Annotated in this window: 13 protein-coding genes; 3 read left to right on the top strand and 10 right to left on the bottom strand. The window is 64.4% G+C overall.

Annotation, left to right across the window (positions count from 1 at the left end; all coding sequences use genetic code 11):
* Window positions 1-220: 220 nt before the first annotated feature.
* A complete protein-coding gene (gene mdtD, locus AC3WOG_RS16900; RefSeq protein ID WP_492579046.1) occupies window positions 221-1,687 on the bottom strand; it encodes a multidrug transporter subunit MdtD in 1,467 nt (488 codons plus the stop codon).
* A 142-nt stretch (window positions 1,688-1,829) separates the two neighbouring features.
* A complete protein-coding gene (locus AC3WOG_RS16895; RefSeq protein WP_492579045.1) occupies window positions 1,830-3,245 on the bottom strand; it encodes an aminotransferase-like domain-containing protein in 1,416 nt (471 codons plus the stop codon).
* Window positions 3,246-3,438: 193 nt separating this feature from the next.
* On the opposite strand from AC3WOG_RS16895, the gene AC3WOG_RS16890 reads away from it, so the two are divergent.
* Window positions 3,439-3,744 carry a DUF2917 domain-containing protein gene (locus AC3WOG_RS16890; RefSeq protein ID WP_492579044.1) on the top strand — a complete coding sequence of 102 codons (306 nt, stop codon included), beginning with the start codon at window positions 3,439-3,441 and terminating at the stop codon, window positions 3,742-3,744.
* 30 nt (window positions 3,745-3,774) lie between these two features.
* Here AC3WOG_RS16890 and AC3WOG_RS16885 read toward each other — a convergent pair whose 3' ends face one another.
* Complete coding sequence (locus tag AC3WOG_RS16885) at window positions 3,775-5,010, bottom strand: citrate/2-methylcitrate synthase (protein ID WP_492579043.1); 1,236 nt, start codon at window positions 5,008-5,010, stop codon at window positions 3,775-3,777.
* A gap of 116 nt (window positions 5,011-5,126) precedes the next feature.
* Here AC3WOG_RS16885 and AC3WOG_RS16880 point away from each other — a divergent pair, with 116 nt between their 5' ends.
* A complete protein-coding gene (locus tag AC3WOG_RS16880; protein ID WP_492579042.1) occupies window positions 5,127-6,518 on the top strand; it encodes a CoA transferase in 1,392 nt (463 codons plus the stop codon).
* A gap of 975 nt (window positions 6,519-7,493) precedes the next feature.
* Here AC3WOG_RS16880 and AC3WOG_RS16875 read toward each other — a convergent pair.
* Entirely contained in the window at window positions 7,494-8,240 is a 747-nt protein-coding gene (locus AC3WOG_RS16875) for a GntR family transcriptional regulator (RefSeq protein WP_492579041.1), read from the bottom strand.
* Between the two features lie 181 nt (window positions 8,241-8,421).
* Here AC3WOG_RS16875 and AC3WOG_RS16870 point away from each other — a divergent pair, with 181 nt between their 5' ends.
* On the top strand, window positions 8,422-9,267 hold the full coding sequence (locus AC3WOG_RS16870) for an aldo/keto reductase (RefSeq protein ID WP_492579040.1): 846 nt from the start codon (window positions 8,422-8,424) through the stop codon (window positions 9,265-9,267).
* Window positions 9,268-9,333: 66 nt separating this feature from the next.
* Here AC3WOG_RS16870 and AC3WOG_RS16865 read toward each other — a convergent pair whose 3' ends face one another.
* The 6 genes from AC3WOG_RS16865 to AC3WOG_RS16840 form a co-directional block, all read right to left on the bottom strand.
* Window positions 9,334-9,807 (bottom strand): hypothetical protein, encoded by a 474-nt coding sequence (locus AC3WOG_RS16865; protein ID WP_492579039.1) that lies wholly within the window; start codon window positions 9,805-9,807, stop codon window positions 9,334-9,336.
* A 305-nt stretch (window positions 9,808-10,112) separates the two neighbouring features.
* Entirely contained in the window at window positions 10,113-11,033 is a 921-nt protein-coding gene (locus AC3WOG_RS16860) for a hypothetical protein (RefSeq protein WP_492579038.1), read from the bottom strand.
* Window positions 11,034-11,439: 406 nt separating this feature from the next.
* Window positions 11,440-13,602, bottom strand: coding sequence for an ABC transporter ATP-binding protein (locus tag AC3WOG_RS16855; RefSeq protein ID WP_492579037.1), 2,163 nt, complete (start codon window positions 13,600-13,602; stop codon window positions 11,440-11,442).
* A complete protein-coding gene (locus AC3WOG_RS16850; RefSeq protein WP_492579036.1) occupies window positions 13,599-14,477 on the bottom strand; it encodes an ABC transporter permease in 879 nt (292 codons plus the stop codon). Before AC3WOG_RS16850 ends, AC3WOG_RS16855 begins: the two co-directional genes overlap by 4 nt.
* Entirely contained in the window at window positions 14,474-15,496 is a 1,023-nt protein-coding gene (locus tag AC3WOG_RS16845; RefSeq protein ID WP_492579035.1) for an ABC transporter permease, read from the bottom strand. The genes AC3WOG_RS16850 and AC3WOG_RS16845 overlap by 4 nt, the downstream gene beginning before the upstream one ends.
* Window positions 15,497-15,524: 28 nt before the next feature.
* Window positions 15,525-17,189, bottom strand: coding sequence for an ABC transporter substrate-binding protein (locus tag AC3WOG_RS16840; protein ID WP_492579034.1), 1,665 nt, complete (start codon window positions 17,187-17,189; stop codon window positions 15,525-15,527).
* Window positions 17,190-17,265 lie beyond the last annotated feature (76 nt).

Raw genomic sequence — 17,265 nt, 5'->3', positions numbered from 1 at the left:
TGAGGCCCCTCAGTGACGACGATTGTGCGCCAGCGCGGGCGCGAGGGCGATTATTCGCACTTCGCTGGTGCGGCTTACGCCCCGTTGCGGGTCGGCGGCGCAGGCCGCTCGCAGATGAATTCGCGCGTGAGTGCGCGCATGTTCCCGCGCAAGTCACCTGTTACTTTGCCCGCCAGGCAGCCGGCTGAGCTGCTCATTGAGCTGCAAACCGAGCCATCCGTCAGGTCCGCTCCGAAGGATCGGTTTTGTTCGCGGGCGTGCGGATGTCCGGCGCCAGTTGCGCGAAGATCCACGAGGAGCCTGCCGTGATGATGCCGACACACAGGAAGGTCGCATGAAACGCGGGCAGCGAGTTGGCCGCCGTCACGCGCGGCAACAGGCCGGTGAAGGTCGCGAGCAACGCACCGGCCACCGTCACGCCGAGACTCATCGACAGCATCTGAACGAGCGAGAACAGGCTGTTGCCGCTACTCGCACCGCCGGTGCCGAGGTCTTTTAGCGTCAGCGTGTTCATCGCGGTGAACTGCATCGAGTTGACGCCGCCGAAGAATGCCAGTTGCACCAGCCGCAGCCACAGCGGCTGGCCGGCGCTGGTGAGCGCGAAGCTCGCCATCGTCAATCCCACCAGCACCGTGTTGACGATCAGTACGCGTCGATAGCTGTACTTGATGATCAGCCTGGTGACGAGGCGCTTGGACGCCATGCCTGCCGCCGCCACCGGCAGCATCATCATGCCGGCTTCGAATGCGCTATAGCCGAGACTCACCTGCAATAGCAGAGGGATCAGATAGGGCATCGCGCCGCTGCCGATCCGGGCGAACAGATTGCCCAGCAGGCCGACGCTGAAGGTATGGATCTTGAATAGATCGAGCGAGAAAATCGGCGCGGGCTCGCGCACGGCATGCAAGCCGTAGGCGACAAAGCACGCAAGACTCAGGATCAGCAGCACCAGCACAGTCGCATGCTGGATGCCGAACTCGGTATGGCCGTCGAGCGCGAACGAAATCGCCACCATGCCGACGATCAGCAACAGATAGCCTTTCAAATCGAACTTGCCGGTGTGCTCATTGCGGCTATCCGGCATGAAGATGAACGTCGCAATGCAACCGACGATGCCCACCGGCACGTTGATCAGAAAGACCCAGTGCCATGATGCGATCTTCACGAGCCAGCCGCCGAGCGTCGGTCCGATCAGCGGCCCGATCAGCCCCGGAATCGCGACGAACGACAAAGCCGGCAGGTAGCGTTCCGCCGGAAAGGTGCGCAGCACCGCGAGCCGCCCGACCGGCAGCAGCATTGCCCCGCCCACGCCCTGCACGACGCGGAAAACCACCAGTTGATTCAAGGTGTGCGCGTTCGCGCACAGCAAGGAGCCGACCGCGAACACGAGGATCGCGCTGAAGAACACGAGCCGCGTGCCGAATTTGTCGGCGAGCCAGCCGGACACCGGGATCATCACCGCCATCGTCAGCGAATAGGCGATCACCACCGATTGCATGCGCAACGGCAACTCGCCGAGGCTCGTCGCCATCGCCGGAAGCGCGGTGTTGACGATGGTCGAGTCGAGCGTCTGCATGAAGAAGCCGGTGGCGACGAGCCACAGCATCACGGTAAGCGAGCGGGCCGGGGGGGCGACTGTCTGGGCGGCAGTAGCGGCGGAGGCGGGCAGGGTCGGCGGCGTGGACATGGAGGGCGGCTAGGCGCGCAGGGACGGGCTGGGGAGTCGCTATTCTAGGGAAAAGCGCGCCCCGGCGCAGCGAGCGGGCGGCGCGGATGGCCCCGCGGCGGCCCGAACCGCGTGCTTTGTGCGTGTTCCCCAGATCAGGCGGTCAGCGCGCAGGCAACGCAACCGCGGCGTGGAAAAACGCCTGGGCGCGCGGCTCGTTGCCGAACGCCACGTGAATCCTGATCCACGGACTCACTTCCATGTTGGGCCGGAAATAGCTGCCGGGCACTACCGTCACGCCGAGCGGCACACCGCATTCGACCAGCCGTCCGGCATCGTCGATATGCGGCACGCGCGCCCACACGAACTTGCCGCCCACCGGTTTTTCGAATAGTTCCCAGCCGGCGTCTTCGAGCGTCTGAATGGTCGAGCCGAGCGCATCGCGCATGCGCCGGCGCAGCCGCTCCAGATATTTGCGGTACGCGCCGCGCTCCAGCATCGACACCGCGACCGCTTCGGCAAAGCGCGAACCGCCGATGCTCGTCAGCATCTTGATGTCGACCAGATCCTTGATGATCGCCGGGTTCGCCACCACGCAGCCGATCCGCAGCGACGATGACAGCGTCTTCGACAGGCCGCCCACGTAGATCACGTGTTCGAGTTGATCGAGGGTCGCGAGCCGGTCGGTGACGTCGGTCTGGAAATCGGCGTAGATGTCGTCTTCGATGATCGAGAAACCGTGTTCGCGCGCCAGTTGCAGCAGCCGGAACGCAACCGGCGGCGCGACCGTGGTGCCGGTCGGATTGTGAAACACGGTGTTGATGAAAAACAGCCTTGGCCGATGCAACTGCAACTGCGCTTGCAGCACGTCGAGATCGGGACCGTTGCGGGTGCGCGGAATGCCGATCAGCTTTACGCCGTGCAGCTTCAGCAGGCCGTACAGGTTGTAGTAACCGGGGTCTTCGACGAACAGAGTGTCGCCGGCTTTCAGCATGTAGCGCATCAGCAGGTCGAACGCCTGGCTCGCGCCGTTGGTGATCAGAATCTGCGACGCGTCCGCCTGAATCCCCAATTGGCCGATGCGGCTTTGCAGATGCTCGCGCAAGGTCAGGTTGCCGAGCGGCGTCGCGTAGTCGACCATACTCGCGGGGTCGGTGCGCGATACGTGACGGATTGCCTGCGCGATGCCGTCTATGTCGCGCCAGGCTTCGGGGATGAAGCCGCTGCTGAGCTTGAGCGTCTCGCCCTGGTGGTTGAACTGCTGCATGATATGCCCGGATTCATCCTCGGCGCGGCGCGGGTCCGACGTGCCCTGGCAACGCATGACCGCCGGCTGGCGGTCGGCCACATAGAAGCCCGAGCCGTGCCGCGAGTCGACATAGCCGAGCGACACCAGCCGGTCGTATGCCTCGATCACCGGGAAGCGGCTCACGCCGTAGTCGGCGGCGAACTGGCGGATCGACGGCAGCTTCGAGCCGGGGCGCGCGATGCGCGAACGGATCCAAACGGTGACGCCCGTCACGATCTGCTCGGTGAGCGGGACGCCGCTGTCGCGATCGAGTTGGATATCGAGTTTCATGCGGTTCTTTCCTGGTCGCCGGACTGCCGCGGCGGTGCCTGGGTTGGATCGCCAGTCCCAAAGCGCGACCGTGACAACTGTCCGGTTTTTCGACTGAACAGTTCCGATGGAACTGTTCGGAACTGTGCATGGGATTGCGATCATCGCACGCCAATAATGGGACAACACAAAAGTTCTTTGAAGGAGAACGGCGATGCGTGAAGTCCGTATTTTCGAGCTGGAACATGGCGAGCCCGCGGCGGCCTGGCGTGTCGCGCGTCCGTCGCTCTTCAAGGTGATCTCGGGCGAAATCTGGCTGACCGTCGAAGGCGACGCTGAGGATTACTGGCTGGCAACCGGCGAATCGTTCGAGTTGCCGCGCGGCACGGCGGCGTGGGTCAGCTCGGGCCAGGCGGGTGCGCGCTTTGCGCTGGCTAGCGGCTCGGAGCAGTCCGCCGCGATGCCCGCGCGCACCTTGCCGATGTTGAACTGGCTGCCGCGCTGGTTGGGCGTGGCTTGAACGGGCTGGTGTTGCGACGTAGGCGGCGTCTCAATCTGCCGCCTCATATTCTCCGATATAGCGCGCGCGTGGCCGGATCAGCCGGCCGTCGCGGGTCTGTTCCATCGCGTGCGCGATCCAGCCGACTACCCGGCCGACCGCGAACAGCGTGAACGCGGCGCCGGCCGGCAGGCCGAGCACCCGTTCGATGGCGGCGAGCGCGAAGTCGACGGTCGGTTCCGCGCCGGTCGTGTCGCGCACCGTGCGCGCGAGCGCATGTACTTCGCCGAGCGGCGAACGGGCCGGCGCACAGTCGGCCAGCAGGTCCAGCAGCAGACGCGCTCGCGGGTCCCCTTCCGGATACAACGGATGGCCGAAGCCCGACAGCACCGGCCCATGCGCGCCGTGTTCGTGGCGCGCAAGCCGGTTCGCCAGATAACGGTCGAGATCGGGCGCGCGCGACGCTTCATCCAGCAGCGCTGCGATGCGCACGGTCTCACCGCCGTGGCGCGGCCCGGCCAACGCGGCCAGACCGCCGGCAACGGCGCCGAACAGATGCGTGCCCGTTGACGTGATGCAGCGAACCGTGAAGGTCGACGCATTCAATTCATGATCCGCGCAGGCCACCAGAGCCGCGCGCAGTAGTCCGGTCTGCTGCCGGTTGCGCACATTCCACGCAGAAGCCAGTTGCCGATGAAGCGGTTCGTTCGACGGCGCCGCCGAGATCATCGCGGCGGCCAGCAGCCGCATCACGGCGCCGCCTGTATCGAGTTGCGCATCGCGGCCGAGCGCCCAGACACGCGGCATTTGCGCCGCGGCGGCCGGCAGCAGCACGAGCGCGCGATCGAGCGGCGTGCTGTCGCTCCAGAGCTTGAGCCACGCGGCCCATTGAGCGGTGGTGAGCGGTACCGGCGGCGCGTCGGTAATGCGCGTTGCGCCGCACTCCCACAACAACGCGGCGATATCCTCCAGCGATGCCGTGCGCGCCAGTTCCATCGCGTCGTGTCCGCGATACAGCAAGCGGCCGTCGGCCACCAGCGTGATCGACGATTCGAGCACCGGCACGCCCCAGTCCAGCACCTTCTGCGCGACCTTGCCGGCGCGCTTGCCGTCTTCCTTGCGTTTGGCGAGGCGCCGTACTTCGGTGGCATCGTAGAGCCGGTGCTTGCCTTGAGCGTCCGGCGCCGAACGAAGCATGCCGCGGCTCACGTAGGCATAGAGCGTCGGCACGCTGATGCCGAGCGCGGCGGCGGCTTCGGTCGCAGTGAGGGAGTTCGAGGTTGGCATGGAAAAGCGCGGAAACCGAAGAAATCAATATATGTTGATTATCATAATCAAGATTGATTGCAGCGGGTCGGAATTCTAGACTCGGTTCACTTCCTTTCTGCTGCAACGTGAACGCCATGACCCCTGAACTCGCTCTCTCGTATCTGTGGAATGCCGCCGGCTGCGACCCGGCCGCGCTCGAATCCGTGTCGCTTGCCGGCGGCGATCCGGGGCTGCCGTCGGTGTATCGAGTCGGCACGTTGGCCTCGGCGACCATCGCCGCGACCGGCCTCGCTGCGGCCGAATGCCTCCGCTTGCGCACTGGTCGCCGGCAACGTGTCGCGGTGGAGATGCGGCGCGCGCTGGCGTCGTTTCGCAGCGAACGCTATTTGCGCGTAGACGACGGTCCGCCGCCCGCTTTGCGCGATCCGGTGACGGGTTTTTACGCGACCCGCGACGGCCGCTGGATCCAGTTGCACACGAATTTTCCGCACCACCTCGCCGGCGTGCTGAAGGTGCTCGGCTGCGCGAACGATCGAGGCGCGGTGGCTGCCGCGATTCGTGGCTGGGACGGCGCGGTGCTCGACCAGACGCTCGCCGACGCCGGCCTGTGCGCCGCGTTGATTCGTACACCCGACGAGTGGGCCGGGCTCGAGCAGGCGAAAGCAATTGCCGGGTTGCCGCTGTTCGAAATCGAGCGGATCGGCGACGCACCGGTTGAGCCGCTCGGACGGGGTGATGCGGATCGGCCGCTGGCCGGTGTGCGGGTGCTGGATTTGTCGCGGATCATTGCGGGGCCGGTGGCGGGGCGGGCGCTCGCGCAGCACGGCGCTGAGGTTTTACTGATCAACGGCCCGCATTTGCCGAATATTGCACCGTTGGTGATCGATAACGGACGGGGTAAGCGTTCGGCAGTGGTGGATTTGCGTGATGCGGCTGGGCGCGAGACGTTGCGTGGGTTGGCCGGTGGCGCGGACGTGTTTTTGCAGGCGTATCGGCCGGGGGCTTTGGCGGCGCGAGGGTTCGGTCCTTCAGATCTGGCGCGGGTGCGGCCGGGGATTGTTTATGTTTCCGTTTCTGCGTATGGACAGGAGGGGCCTTGGGCTGGGCGGCGCGGGTTTGATAGCCTCGTGCAGTCGGCTAGTGGGATTGCTTTTACTGAATGCCTGGCGGCGGCGTGGGATGAGCCTAAGCATTTGCCTTGTCAGGCGCTGGATCATGCTACTGGGTATTTGGCCGCCTTCGGCGCCATGGTCGCTCTTGGGCGGCGGGCCGCTGAAGGTGGGAGTTGGCATGTGAAGGTTTCGCTCGCGCAGACTGGGCGGTGGTTGCAATCGTTTGGTGTTCTACCCGAGGGGTGGAAGATCGATGACGTTTCTATCGATGATGTGCGCGACTGTTTGGCGCGCGTTGATTCGGAGTTTGGAAGTGTTTTGGGTGTTTTGCCTGCTGAGGTTTTGTCGGAGACGCCAGCTTATTTTGGGCTGCCGCCGGCTAGGGTTGGGGCGCATGAGGCTAAATGGAAATAGGGGTTTTTGCCTTTGGCGGCGGCATTCTTGTGTACGCCTGCGGTGTTGGCTTTTCTTTTGTTCTGTTTGTGCCTGCGCGGTGCTTTTTGTCTGTGTGCCTATGGCGTTGCCTTTCCTTGCTTTCTTAGTGGTCTATTAGCTTCGCCCCTGTGCGGGGCAGGCACTTACTTTCTTTGCCGCCGCAAAGAAAGTAAGCAAAGAAAGCGGCTTCACACCGCCAATTCTTAAGCGGGTCCCCTAGCTTGGAGGGGATAGTGGAGCATCTGGAATCGGTGTTCCCGCACACTCCGCGCTGGTGACAAGGCAGTCATACTTCCGGCGGCGCTGTGCGCGCCACGGCGGTACTTCATCAAACCGCCTGGCGGTTTGGGCGCCTGCGCCTGGTTCGGCGCGGGCCTGCCCTCGTGTCCCCAATGCCTCGCTAAGGCAAGAGCATCTCACTCGGAATGGTGACCGCACTCGCACACCCAGGCACGTCGCCTCGGTGAGGCGCCGAAGTGATTTGCGGCTTGCGCTTTATGGATTGCCGGAAAAGTAACGTCCAGCAGTTTATTCGGCGGGACGCAGAATGCCACGGCTTGAAAAGTACCGCCGCGGTTGCTCAACGTGCCGCGGAAACGACCAGATGGTTTTGTGAAGCACCACGTCGGCGCGCGCAGCGCCGCCGGAAGTATGACTGCCTTGTCACCGGCGCGGAGTGTGCGAGAACACCAATTCCAGATGCTCCACTATCCCCTCCAAGCCAGGAGACCCGCTTAAGTGTTAGCGGTGTGAAGCCGCTTTCTTTGCTTACTTTCTTTGCGGCGGCAAAGAAAGTAAGTGCCCGCCCCGCACAGGGGCGACGCTAATAGACCAATAAGAAAGCAAGGAAAGGCACCGCCGTAGGCACACAGAAACAAGCGCCGCACAGGCAAAAAACCCAAGAAAAGACCAACGCCGTAGGCACACAGACCATGTCACCGCTAAAGGCAAAAACTACTTCCTGAGCTCCGCGACAAAATCATAGTAATCATTCCGACAGTAAGTATCGGTCAACTCAATCGCCCGCTGATCAGCGGTATAACCGACGCGGGTTATCAACAACAACGCCTCGTTAGGGGCAATACTCATCTGCTGTGCGATTTCCTCACTCGCATTCACCGCCCGGAAATGCTGCAGCGCACGGACAATCGACAACCCGCGATTCTCCAGATACGTATACAAAGAATCGCCAATCGCCTGCGGATCAGGAATAACCGCCGCAGGAAAGGTGGAATTCTCCACAGCCATCACAATGCCGTCAGCCAACCGCAAGCGTCGCAGCCTGGTCACAGCCGCCGCAGGCGATAACCCAAGCTGAATCACCTCGTCCCGGTTAGCCGGCAGAATCTCTCGCGATAGCCACTTGGAGCTCGGCGTGAAACCGCGCCGCCGCAACATCTCGCTAAAACTCGACAGCCGCGACAGCGGATCTTCATAACGCGGTGTAATAAAACTCCCCGCACCCTGAGTGCGGCGGATCAAACCCTGCTCGACCAGCAAAGCAATCGCCTTGCGCGACGTGATCCGCGAGACGCCCAGCGCCTCGGATAGCACGCGCTCCGATGGAAGCGCCTCGCCAGCGTTCCAACGGTTCTCGTGAATCGCATTGCCGAGCTTGCGGGCAAGTTGCAAATATAGCGGCGTGTCGTTTTCCGGGTCCGGGCGCAGGTCGCGCCAGCGGTCTTCCGAGGCAGAGGTCATGGGGCTCACGCAAGAAGGGCAAGCGGCAATTCTATGACATCGGCGCGCTCCGTTATAGCGGGCTTTTGCCTGGTGGCCGATCTAATGCTCATTCAACAGCTAAACTCGTCACTAAAATGTCCACTGAAATGGGCGGCGCACGCGCGCGTCGTCGCACCGTCAGCCACCTCAAGGAGAAAGCATGACGACCGATATTGCCGCCGTGAGCTTGCCTGACGGCGAACGCATTCCGAAACTGGGGCAGGGCACGTGGGAGATGGGCGAGCAGCCGGCGCGGCGCTCCGCCGAAATCGCCGCGTTGCGCTGCGGCATCGAATTGGGTATGACGCTGATCGATACAGCGGAGATGTACGGCGATGGCGCCACCGAATCGCTCGTCGGCGAAGCGCTCAGCGGCCTGCGCGATCAGGTGTTTCTCGTCAGCAAGGTGTATCCGCATAACGCCAGCCGGCGCGGTGTGATCGCGGCCTGCGAACAGAGTCTCAAGCGTTTGAAAACGGATCGGCTCGATCTGTACCTGTTGCACTGGCCCGGCTCGGTGCCGCTCGCGGAAACCGTCGAGGGCTTCGAGGCGTTGCGCCGCGCGGGCAAGATCCGGCATTGGGGCGTGAGCAACTTCGATACCGACGATATGGAAGAACTCGTGGCGACGCCGGGTGGCGAAGCTTGTGCGACCAATCAGATCCTCTACAACGTCGCGCGCCGCGGGCCGGAATTCGACTTGTTGCCGTGGCTCGCCACACGCCATATGCCGGCGATGGCGTACAGCCCGGTCGATCATGCACGCCTGCCGAAGCGCTCGCCGCTCGACGACATTGCCGACGCGCGCGGCGTCTCGGTGTTTCAGGTGGCGCTCGCGTGGGTATTGCAGCAACCCGGCGTGTTCGCGATTCCGAAGGCGGCCCGCATCGAGCACGTGCGCGACAACCATCGCGCGTCGCAACTGCAACTCGGCGCCGATGAACACGCCGCCATCGACGCGTACTTCAAACCGCCGCGCAGCAAGCGTCCACTCGACATGCTGTAAGCCGAGCGGCGGCCGTCATCGAAACGCAGGCGGCCGTTTGCGGCGCCTCGACTCGTTGTGCCGGCGTCAGTTGCAGCCGTGGTGCATGTGCACGGAACCTAGTACGGCGACCTCCGCGGGGGTGTGCTTGAGCGAATCTTCGTTGACCTGGGCGGCATCGGCGACGAATTCATCGACGATCGACGACACCTGCGTGTTGCGCAGACACAGCGACACCCGTTGAGTTTCGTTAGCCGGCAGCGATGCACGCTGTCCGAGGAACAGCACGCCGTACTGATAGCCGCGGATGATGCCGCGAATCGCGCCGACGCATTGGCCCTGCGCGACATTGTCGTTTTTCTGCTTGCAAGTCTGCGCGAGCGAGTAGGCGGAGAAGGTCGGATCGACCGGCGGCGCAGCTTGCGACAGCGTTTGTGGCTGCGTTTGCGCCGATGTTTGCGCGGGCGTTTGTGCATGAGCGAGCGATGCGAGGCCGAGGGCGGCGACCATTAGCAGGCCAGCTGCTGTGCGCGCTGCGGAGTGGGGGACGTTTCGTTGCATGTTGTAGGGCCCTCATATCGAACGTTGAACTTGATATGAGGCAATCGCTGCGGTTTGGTTCCAGTCGCACCACGCTGCGATCGATTGTTTTGCTTTTAAGCGCGCGCGAGGTGATGGGTTGCCGCTCTGGCCGGCTTCCCTGCGCCGCTGTTCGCTGGCGAATACGACCGGTCTCGGGCGGTGACGCTCGACCGGGGGATCGAGACATCACCGCCGATGCCGGCGGGCTGCAGCCGGAATGCCGGCGTGTGTCATGAGCGACGGGTAGGGCGCGGGGGACCCCCTACCTGTGGAACGAACGCCTGCTAGTGTCCGCTCCCGCCGCCATTGCCTCCGCCGTTACCACTGCCGCCCTTGCCTCCGTGACCGCCGCCGAAGCCTCCGCCAAAGCCCCCGCCAAAACCGCCACCGAAGCCGCCGCCAAACCCACCACCGAAGCCACCACCAAAGCCACCACCAAAGCCACTACCTTTCCCACCGCCGTTAGCGCCACCGCCGCAACCGCAGCCACCATTTCCACCGCCGCTGCTTCCACCGCCGCTGCTTCCACCGCCGCTGCTTCCACCGCCGCTGCTTCCACCGCCGCTGCTTCCACCGCCGCTGCTTCCACCGCCGCTGCTTCCACCGCCGCTGCTTCCACCGCCGCTGCTTCCACCGCCGCTGCTTCCACCGCCGCTGCTTCCACCGCCGCTGCTTCCACCGCCGCTGTTTCCGCCGCCGCTGCTTCCACTGCCGCCCTTACCGCCGCCCTTACCGCCGGAGTTTCCGCTACCCGAGGCTGCCGCGCCGCCAGCACCATTGCCGCTCGCTCCCGCGCCACTGTTGCCAGAACTCGCCGCGCCGTTGCTGCCGCTCCCGCTCCCGCCGGCACGCTGCCCACACGCGGCGTTGTTCGGGCCGGTGCAGTCGCGTGGCTGAAAGACTGTGGCCGCATCGTCCGCAGCGTCGGCGGCAGTCATGATGCCGGGCGCTACGCCGGCGGCCGATGCGTTTGCGGCTACACCGGCGGCCACTGCGCCCGCCGCCGACCCGTCGTCCTGCCCGAGCTGCGTCGCACCAAGCGCACCGCTGGCAGGCAGCGGCGCCTCGGCAAGCACGATCCACTTGGGGATCACGTCGATAGAAGCCGGATACGCGGCCTCGGTCATCAGCAAAGCCAAGCCGGCCACAATCGCTGCACCCCGTACAACTCTGCAGCAGTACTGATTGAATGATCTTGTTTTCATCACATCTCTCCCCGAGGGAACACAGGCACCTCGCTGCCACCATCTCTCACGCTGATTCATCAGCGGCGGGCCTGTCTGGGCGCGGGCCTCGTCGCCCCCTCGAGTTTGTTGTGCAGATGCCGGTACAACACCTTCACTGTCTTCCCGGCTGTGTAGCCAGTGCGCTCATATGCGCTTCAGCAGTTTCGCGTCGATGCGCACAATCGCGCCTCGCCGCGCGGATGAGCATGTGGCAGCCGCGCTCCCGATTCCTTGGTCTTCAGTGTCTGGACCCACACTTAGCGATATCCATGCCATTGCCCGCGGAGCCTTGCGGCATGTGGCACTGGAGAGGGCAGTTCGATGCGCGCGAGAAAAAAACGCACGAAAACGTTTCGGCGATGAAACGAGCAGCAAGAAAGGCGCGTTAATCGTTGCGCGCGGCGCTTTCCGGCGCCTGGCCGGTGGCTTTGCCGTTGCCGTCGAGGACGACCGATTGCAGCACGCGCAATTCATCGACGGGGATATGGCAGCGGATCCGATGAACGGCCGGCCGGCCAGCGTCGTGGGCGTCGACATCGGCTTCGCGGAACGGCGGATCTTGCTGCTCGCAAATCGTCCCGAGCTTGCGCGGGCAACGCGTATGGAACACGCAGCCGGACGGCGGCGATGCCGGGCTCGGCAGATCGCCCGACAAGCGTATGCGTGCTTTGCTGTCGTGGCCGTCGAGCGTCGGTACCGACGATAAAAGCGCTTCGGTATAAGGATGATGCGGTCCGTCGAACACGGCGGCGGCAGGTCCGATTTCCAGCAGCCTGCCGAGGTACAGCACCGCGATGCGATCCGACAGATAGCGCACCACGTGCAGATCGTGAGAGATGAACACATAGCTCACGCCGCGTTCGCGCTGCAGATCGGCGAGCAGGTTCAGAATCGCGGCTTGCACGGAGACGTCGAGCGCGGAAGTCGGTTCGTCGCAGACCACCACACGCGGCTCGCCGGCGAACGCACGCGCGATCGCCACACGCTGCTTGAGTCCGCCTGACAGTTGCCGCGTGCGCGAGCCGAGATAGCGTTCGGGCAAACGTACGGCGGCCGTCAACGTGGCGAGCCGCTCGTCGATAGCAGGGCCGCGCAACGCGGTGAGGCGCGAGAGCGCGCGGCCGATCAGCCGCTTCACCGAATGCGCGCGATTGAGCGCCGAGTCCGGATTCTGGAACACGATTTGTAGCGACTTGACCTGCTCATCGTTGCGTCGTGTGACGCGTGCGGCGAGTTGCGCGCCGTCGAGTTCGAGCACACCGCCTGCATCCGGTGCAAGCAGGCCGAGCATCAGCTTGGCGAGCGTCGTCTTGCCGCTGCCCGATTCGCCGACAAGGCCGAGCGTTTCACCACTCGCGAGATCGATCGAGACATCGTCGACGGCGCGCAGCGGTGCACCGGAAACGTGGAAGGTCTTCGAGAGTTTTGCCGCGCGAAGCACGAGGCCCGGGCGCTCGCCTTCATGGGCCGCATTTTGCTGCGGCAGTGCTTCCGGCGTCACGCGCGGCAGTTCGGTTGCGCGTTCGTGGTGATGGCAACGCGACATCTGATCGCCGTGCGCGGCGCTCACCCGATAGGGTGGCGGCGCTTCGCGGCGGCAACGGTCGTCGGCAAGGCGGCAACGGTCCGCGTAGATGCAGCCTTGGGTGGCCGAGCCGGGCAATGGCAGGTGACCCGCGATCGTATCGAGCCGTTCGGTGTCCTTGCTGCGCCCGGCAGTGGGCAGGCAGCGCAGCAGTCCAACCGTATAAGGGTGGCGTGGCCGCGCGAACACATCCTGGGTCGCGCCTTCTTCGACCAGCTTGCCCGCATACAGTACGCCGACGCGCTCGCACATGCGCCCGATCACCGCGAGGTTGTGGCTGATGAACAGCACGGCGGTGCCGAGTTCTTCGCGCAGTTGCGCGACGAGGTCGAGCACTTCGGCTTCGACCGTGGCGTCGAGACCGGTGGTCGGTTCATCGAGAATCAGCAGCGCCGGGTTCGACGCGAGCGCCATCGCGATCACCACGCGCTGCTGCATGCCGCCCGACAGTTGATGCGGATAGCTGTCCATCACGCGCTCGGGCGCGGCGATGCGCACACGCTGCAGTATCTCGAGCGTGCGTTGCACGGCATCCTCACGTGAAACACCGGCGGCTTCGAATGCCTCAGTCACTTGCCGCGCGATCGTCAGCGACGGATTCAACGCACGGCCCGGATCCTGGTAGACGATCGAAATCGCGTTCGCGCGCATCCTGCGCAATGCATCGGCGTCGAGCTTCTGCACGTCCTGGCCGGCGATGATGATCTTGCCGGCCTTCACCTTGCCGTTGCGCGGCAAATAGCGCAGCGCCGCCATCGCCACCGTCGATTTGCCGCAACCGGATTCGCCGACGAGGCCGTACGCTTCGCCACGCCGCACACGAAACGACACGTCTTGCAGCACTTCGCGATCGCGTCCGCGGATCCGGTACGTGACCGTCAGACCGACGACGGTTAGCGCATCCGTGCGATCGCTCTTCGATACGTCGAAGGCGGGAAACGAAGCGGGCGGCGGGCCGTTCATCGGTCGAGGACTCCTTGCACGCTGTCGGCGATCAGATTTACACCGACCACCAGCGTGGCAATCGCGCCGGCCGCGAACACGACCGTCCACCATGCGCCGCCCGCCATCAGCGTGTATGACTCGGACAGCGCGAGCCCCCAGTCGGCGGAAGGCGGCTGAATGCCGAAGCCGAGAAACGACAGCGTCGCGACCGCGAAGATCGCGTAACCGAGGCGCACTGTCGCCTCGACGATGATCGGCGGCAGCACGTTCGGCAGGATCTCGGCGAACATGATGTACGGCGCGCGTTCGCCGCGCAGTTGCGCGGCGGCGACGTAGTCCAGATGCCGCTCGGCGAACACGGCGGCGCGTACTGTACGCGCGGTGATCGGCGTGAAGGTGATGCCGATCACGAGAATCACCGTGAAATTCGAGGCGCCGACCGCGGCCAGCGCGAGCAGTGCGACGATCACGAGCGGCAGCGCGAGCACGGCGTCGATCGCGCGGCCGACCACGTTATCGACCCAGCCCTCGAAGTAGCCGACGATCAATCCCAATGCGGTGCCCGCCAGCGTGCCGAGCAAGGTCGCCAGCGGCGCGATCGTCAGAATGTCGCGCGCGCCGACGATTACCCGCGAGAACACGTCGCGGCCGAGCTGGTCGGTACCGCACCAGTGCGTGCGGTCGGGCGGCATCAGCGAGTTGAGCGGATCGGACGCATACGGATCGATCCGCACGAACCATTGCCCGGCGATGGCGCAGACGATCCACCACGCGACGATCAGCACACCAATCACGAAAGTGGGCGAACGCAGCAGCACGCGCAACTGGTCGAAGCGCGGTTCGGTAGCCGGATGTGGAGTAGGCGGCGCGGCCGGCGGAACGATGGTGCTCATTCGGCGCCCCTCACCCGCAGCCGCGGATTGAGCAGCACATGCAGCGCATCGGCGACGAGATTGGCGACGGTGTAGATCACGCCGACCGTCAGCACGCCTGCTTCGAGCATCGGAAAGTCCTTGGCCTTCGCGGCGTTGTAGATCAGCGAGCCGATGCCTTGATAGTGGAACAGTGTCTCGACGACCACGAGGCCGCCGATCATGTAGCCGAGCTGGGTGGCGGCGACCGTGATGGTCGGCAGCAGCGCATTGCGCAATACGTGTCGCCAGATCACGGTGCGGCGCGGCAAGCCCTTGAGGATCGCGGTACGCGTGTAGTCGGCGTCGAGTGCTTCAACGGTGCCCGCGCGCGCCATTCGTGCGATGTAGCCGAAGAACACCAGCACCAGCGGCAGCACCGGCAGAATCAGATACCGCAGCTGTTCGAGCGCGCTCGCTTCGGGCGGATACGACGCTTCGATCGGCAGCCAGCGCAGCCACACGCCGAACACCAGAATCAGCACGATCGACGAGACGAACTCCGGCACCACGGTGGCCGACAAACCGGCGATGCTGATTGTGCGATCGAGCCAGCGGCCCGCATGCATCGCCGACCACACGCCGCCCGCAATGCCGAGCGGCACGACGACGATAAACGCGAGCAGGCCGAGCTTCGCCGAATGCGCCATGGCGTCGGCGATAAACGGTCCGACCGGCTCGCGGTACGCATACGAGAGCCCCATATCGCCACGCACGAAATGCGTGATCCATTCGATGTATTGCGTCAGCAGCGGCCGGTCCGCACCAAGCTGATGATTGAGCGCGGCCACCGCGCGTGCATCGGCAAGCGGCCCCAGTACCGCGCGGCCGATATCGCCGGGCAGCAACTGGCCGCCCGCGAACACGATCACCGACAGCAGCCACAGCGTGATCAACGACAAGCCTACGCGCGCCGCCAGAAAACGCACGATGCGGGCCGCGTTGCCGCCCGCGTTGCCACCCGAGGCACGAGGCGCGGAAGGGGTCACCGTGGTCGACATCGCAATCTCCCGCCAAAGCGCAGTGCGCTCACGCGCTCAACACCGCGCGGTCGAAATAGAGTTGCGCGAGCGCGGTGAAGCGCACGCCGTTCACGCCCTTGCGCATCGCGATCAACTGATCGTAGAAGAACGGAATGATCACGGGTGTTTCGTCGAGCAGCAGCGTCTGGATCTGTCCGGAGAGTTTCTTCTGCGAGCCGAGGTCGACTGCCGCGACGAACTGCGCGACCAGTTGATCGTATTGCGGGTTCCTGAAGTGCGCGGCGTTCCACGTGCCGTTGCTCGTGAGCGGCGCATTCAGAAACACGTTCGGCACGCCGCGATGACCGTAGTCGGTAATGCCGAGCGGCGAATCGAGCCAATCCGATTTGCCCGGCGTGCCCGCGCCGTAATACAGCGACTGGCTCTCGACCTTCAGGTTGATGCGCACGCCGATCGCCTTCGCCGCGTTCTGCACGACAACGGCAAGGTCGGGAATCTCCATGTACTTTTCGGTTGTGAGCGTCACGTCGAAACCGTTCGGCACGCCCGCTTGCGCAAGCAACTGCCTGGCCTTCGCGACGTCGATCCTGCGTTGCGCGACGCCCGCGTCCGAGGACGGAAACACCGGCGCAAACGGGCTGTCGTTGCCGAGTTGCGCACGGCCCTTGAACAGGCCACGCACCAGCACGTCGCGATCGAGCGACAACGCCAGCGCCTGGCGCACGCGCTTGTCTTTGAACAGCGGATTGTCGTTGCGCATATGGATCTGCCGATGCGCGCTCGACTTCACGCCGACTGCCTTGAAGTCGGGATTGTTCAGAATGCCGGCGCCGCCCTGCACGGTAAAGGTGCCCATCACATCGGCCTGGTGGCCCTGCAGCGCGAGCATCTGTGCCTGTTCGTCGGCGTAGAACGAGAACTGTACGCGTTGCGGTAACGCTTTGTCGCCCCAGTAATCTGGATTGCGCACGAACGACGCGCCGACCTTCGCCTGATATTTTTCGAGCTTGAACGGACCGGTGCCGATGAAGCTCTTTTCATAGCCACCCGCATAGTTCGCCGGCAGGATCACGGCGTTGTAATTGTCGGAGGAAACGTAATACGGGAAGTTGCCGTTCGGGGCGTCGAGATGAAACGCCACGGTCTGGTCATCGACCACTTTCGCGCCGCCTTTCGACAGCACGCCCTTTAGCACCGAGAGCGCCGCCGAACCGCTGGCCGGATCGGCGAGACGATCGAAGGTGGCGACCACATCTTTCGCCGTGAACAGCTGGCCGTCGTGGAACTTGACGTTCGGGCGCAGCTTGAAGGTCCATACGTCGCCCTTATCGTTCGGCTTCCACGACAGCGCCAGCGCGGGCTTCAGCATGAGGCGCTCGCCGTCGTCGTCGATCAGGAATTCGCCGGTTTGATTCAGTAGCGCGAGACTCGCGGCGTCGGTGACGGTCAACGGATCGACCGCGCCGGCAGGCGTCAGATGAGCGACGCGGATCGTCGCGTTAGACGGGCTCTGCGCGCCTTGCGCACGCGCTTGCGGCGCGTTCAGGATGCCGCCGCCAACCAGCGACAAACCGATCACGCTCGCGTAGCGCAGCAGCTCGCGGCGCGAGATGCGGCCCGCGAGGAATTCGTCGATGGCGTGGTTGCCGTAGGGGTCGGCGGTACGGCGGGCTGTGTCGAGTTGGGGAAATCGGTCCGCGGGAGTCTTCATCGATGGAGTGTCCAGTCCGTTCTGCTGTCGGTTCTGAAGGGCCGCGCCGGATGCACGCGACAGGGCGATGTTATTG

The sequence above is a fragment of the Paraburkholderia sp. FW306-02-B genome, from assembly GCF_058782725.1.
Note: the sequence above shows the minus strand (reverse complement) of the source record. Positions and strands in the feature narration are given on the sequence as shown.

What these genes read in the sequence shown, in the direction of transcription:
- AC3WOG_RS16875 (WP_492579041.1), bottom strand. Translation starts at nt 8,240, where the DNA reads ATGACCTCTGCCTCGGAAGACCGCTGGCGCGACCTGCGCCCGGACCCG.
- AC3WOG_RS16880 (WP_492579042.1), top strand. Translation starts at nt 5,127, where the DNA reads ATGACCCCTGAACTCGCTCTCTCGTATCTGTGGAATGCCGCCGGCTGC.
- AC3WOG_RS16850 (WP_492579036.1), bottom strand. Translation starts at nt 14,477, where the DNA reads ATGAGCACCATCGTTCCGCCGGCCGCGCCGCCTACTCCACATCCGGCT.
- AC3WOG_RS16895 (WP_492579045.1), bottom strand. Translation starts at nt 3,245, where the DNA reads ATGAAACTCGATATCCAACTCGATCGCGACAGCGGCGTCCCGCTCACC.
- AC3WOG_RS16860 (WP_492579038.1), bottom strand. Translation starts at nt 11,033, where the DNA reads ATGAAAACAAGATCATTCAATCAGTACTGCTGCAGAGTTGTACGGGGT.
- AC3WOG_RS16890 (WP_492579044.1), top strand. Translation starts at nt 3,439, where the DNA reads ATGCGTGAAGTCCGTATTTTCGAGCTGGAACATGGCGAGCCCGCGGCG.
- AC3WOG_RS16845 (WP_492579035.1), bottom strand. Translation starts at nt 15,496, where the DNA reads ATGTCGACCACGGTGACCCCTTCCGCGCCTCGTGCCTCGGGTGGCAAC.
- AC3WOG_RS16870 (WP_492579040.1), top strand. Translation starts at nt 8,422, where the DNA reads ATGACGACCGATATTGCCGCCGTGAGCTTGCCTGACGGCGAACGCATT.
- mdtD (WP_492579046.1), bottom strand. Translation starts at nt 1,687, where the DNA reads ATGTCCACGCCGCCGACCCTGCCCGCCTCCGCCGCTACTGCCGCCCAG.
- AC3WOG_RS16865 (WP_492579039.1), bottom strand. Translation starts at nt 9,807, where the DNA reads ATGCAACGAAACGTCCCCCACTCCGCAGCGCGCACAGCAGCTGGCCTG.
- AC3WOG_RS16885 (WP_492579043.1), bottom strand. Translation starts at nt 5,010, where the DNA reads ATGCCAACCTCGAACTCCCTCACTGCGACCGAAGCCGCCGCCGCGCTC.
- AC3WOG_RS16840 (WP_492579034.1), bottom strand. Translation starts at nt 17,189, where the DNA reads ATGAAGACTCCCGCGGACCGATTTCCCCAACTCGACACAGCCCGCCGT.
- AC3WOG_RS16855 (WP_492579037.1), bottom strand. Translation starts at nt 13,602, where the DNA reads ATGAACGGCCCGCCGCCCGCTTCGTTTCCCGCCTTCGACGTATCGAAG.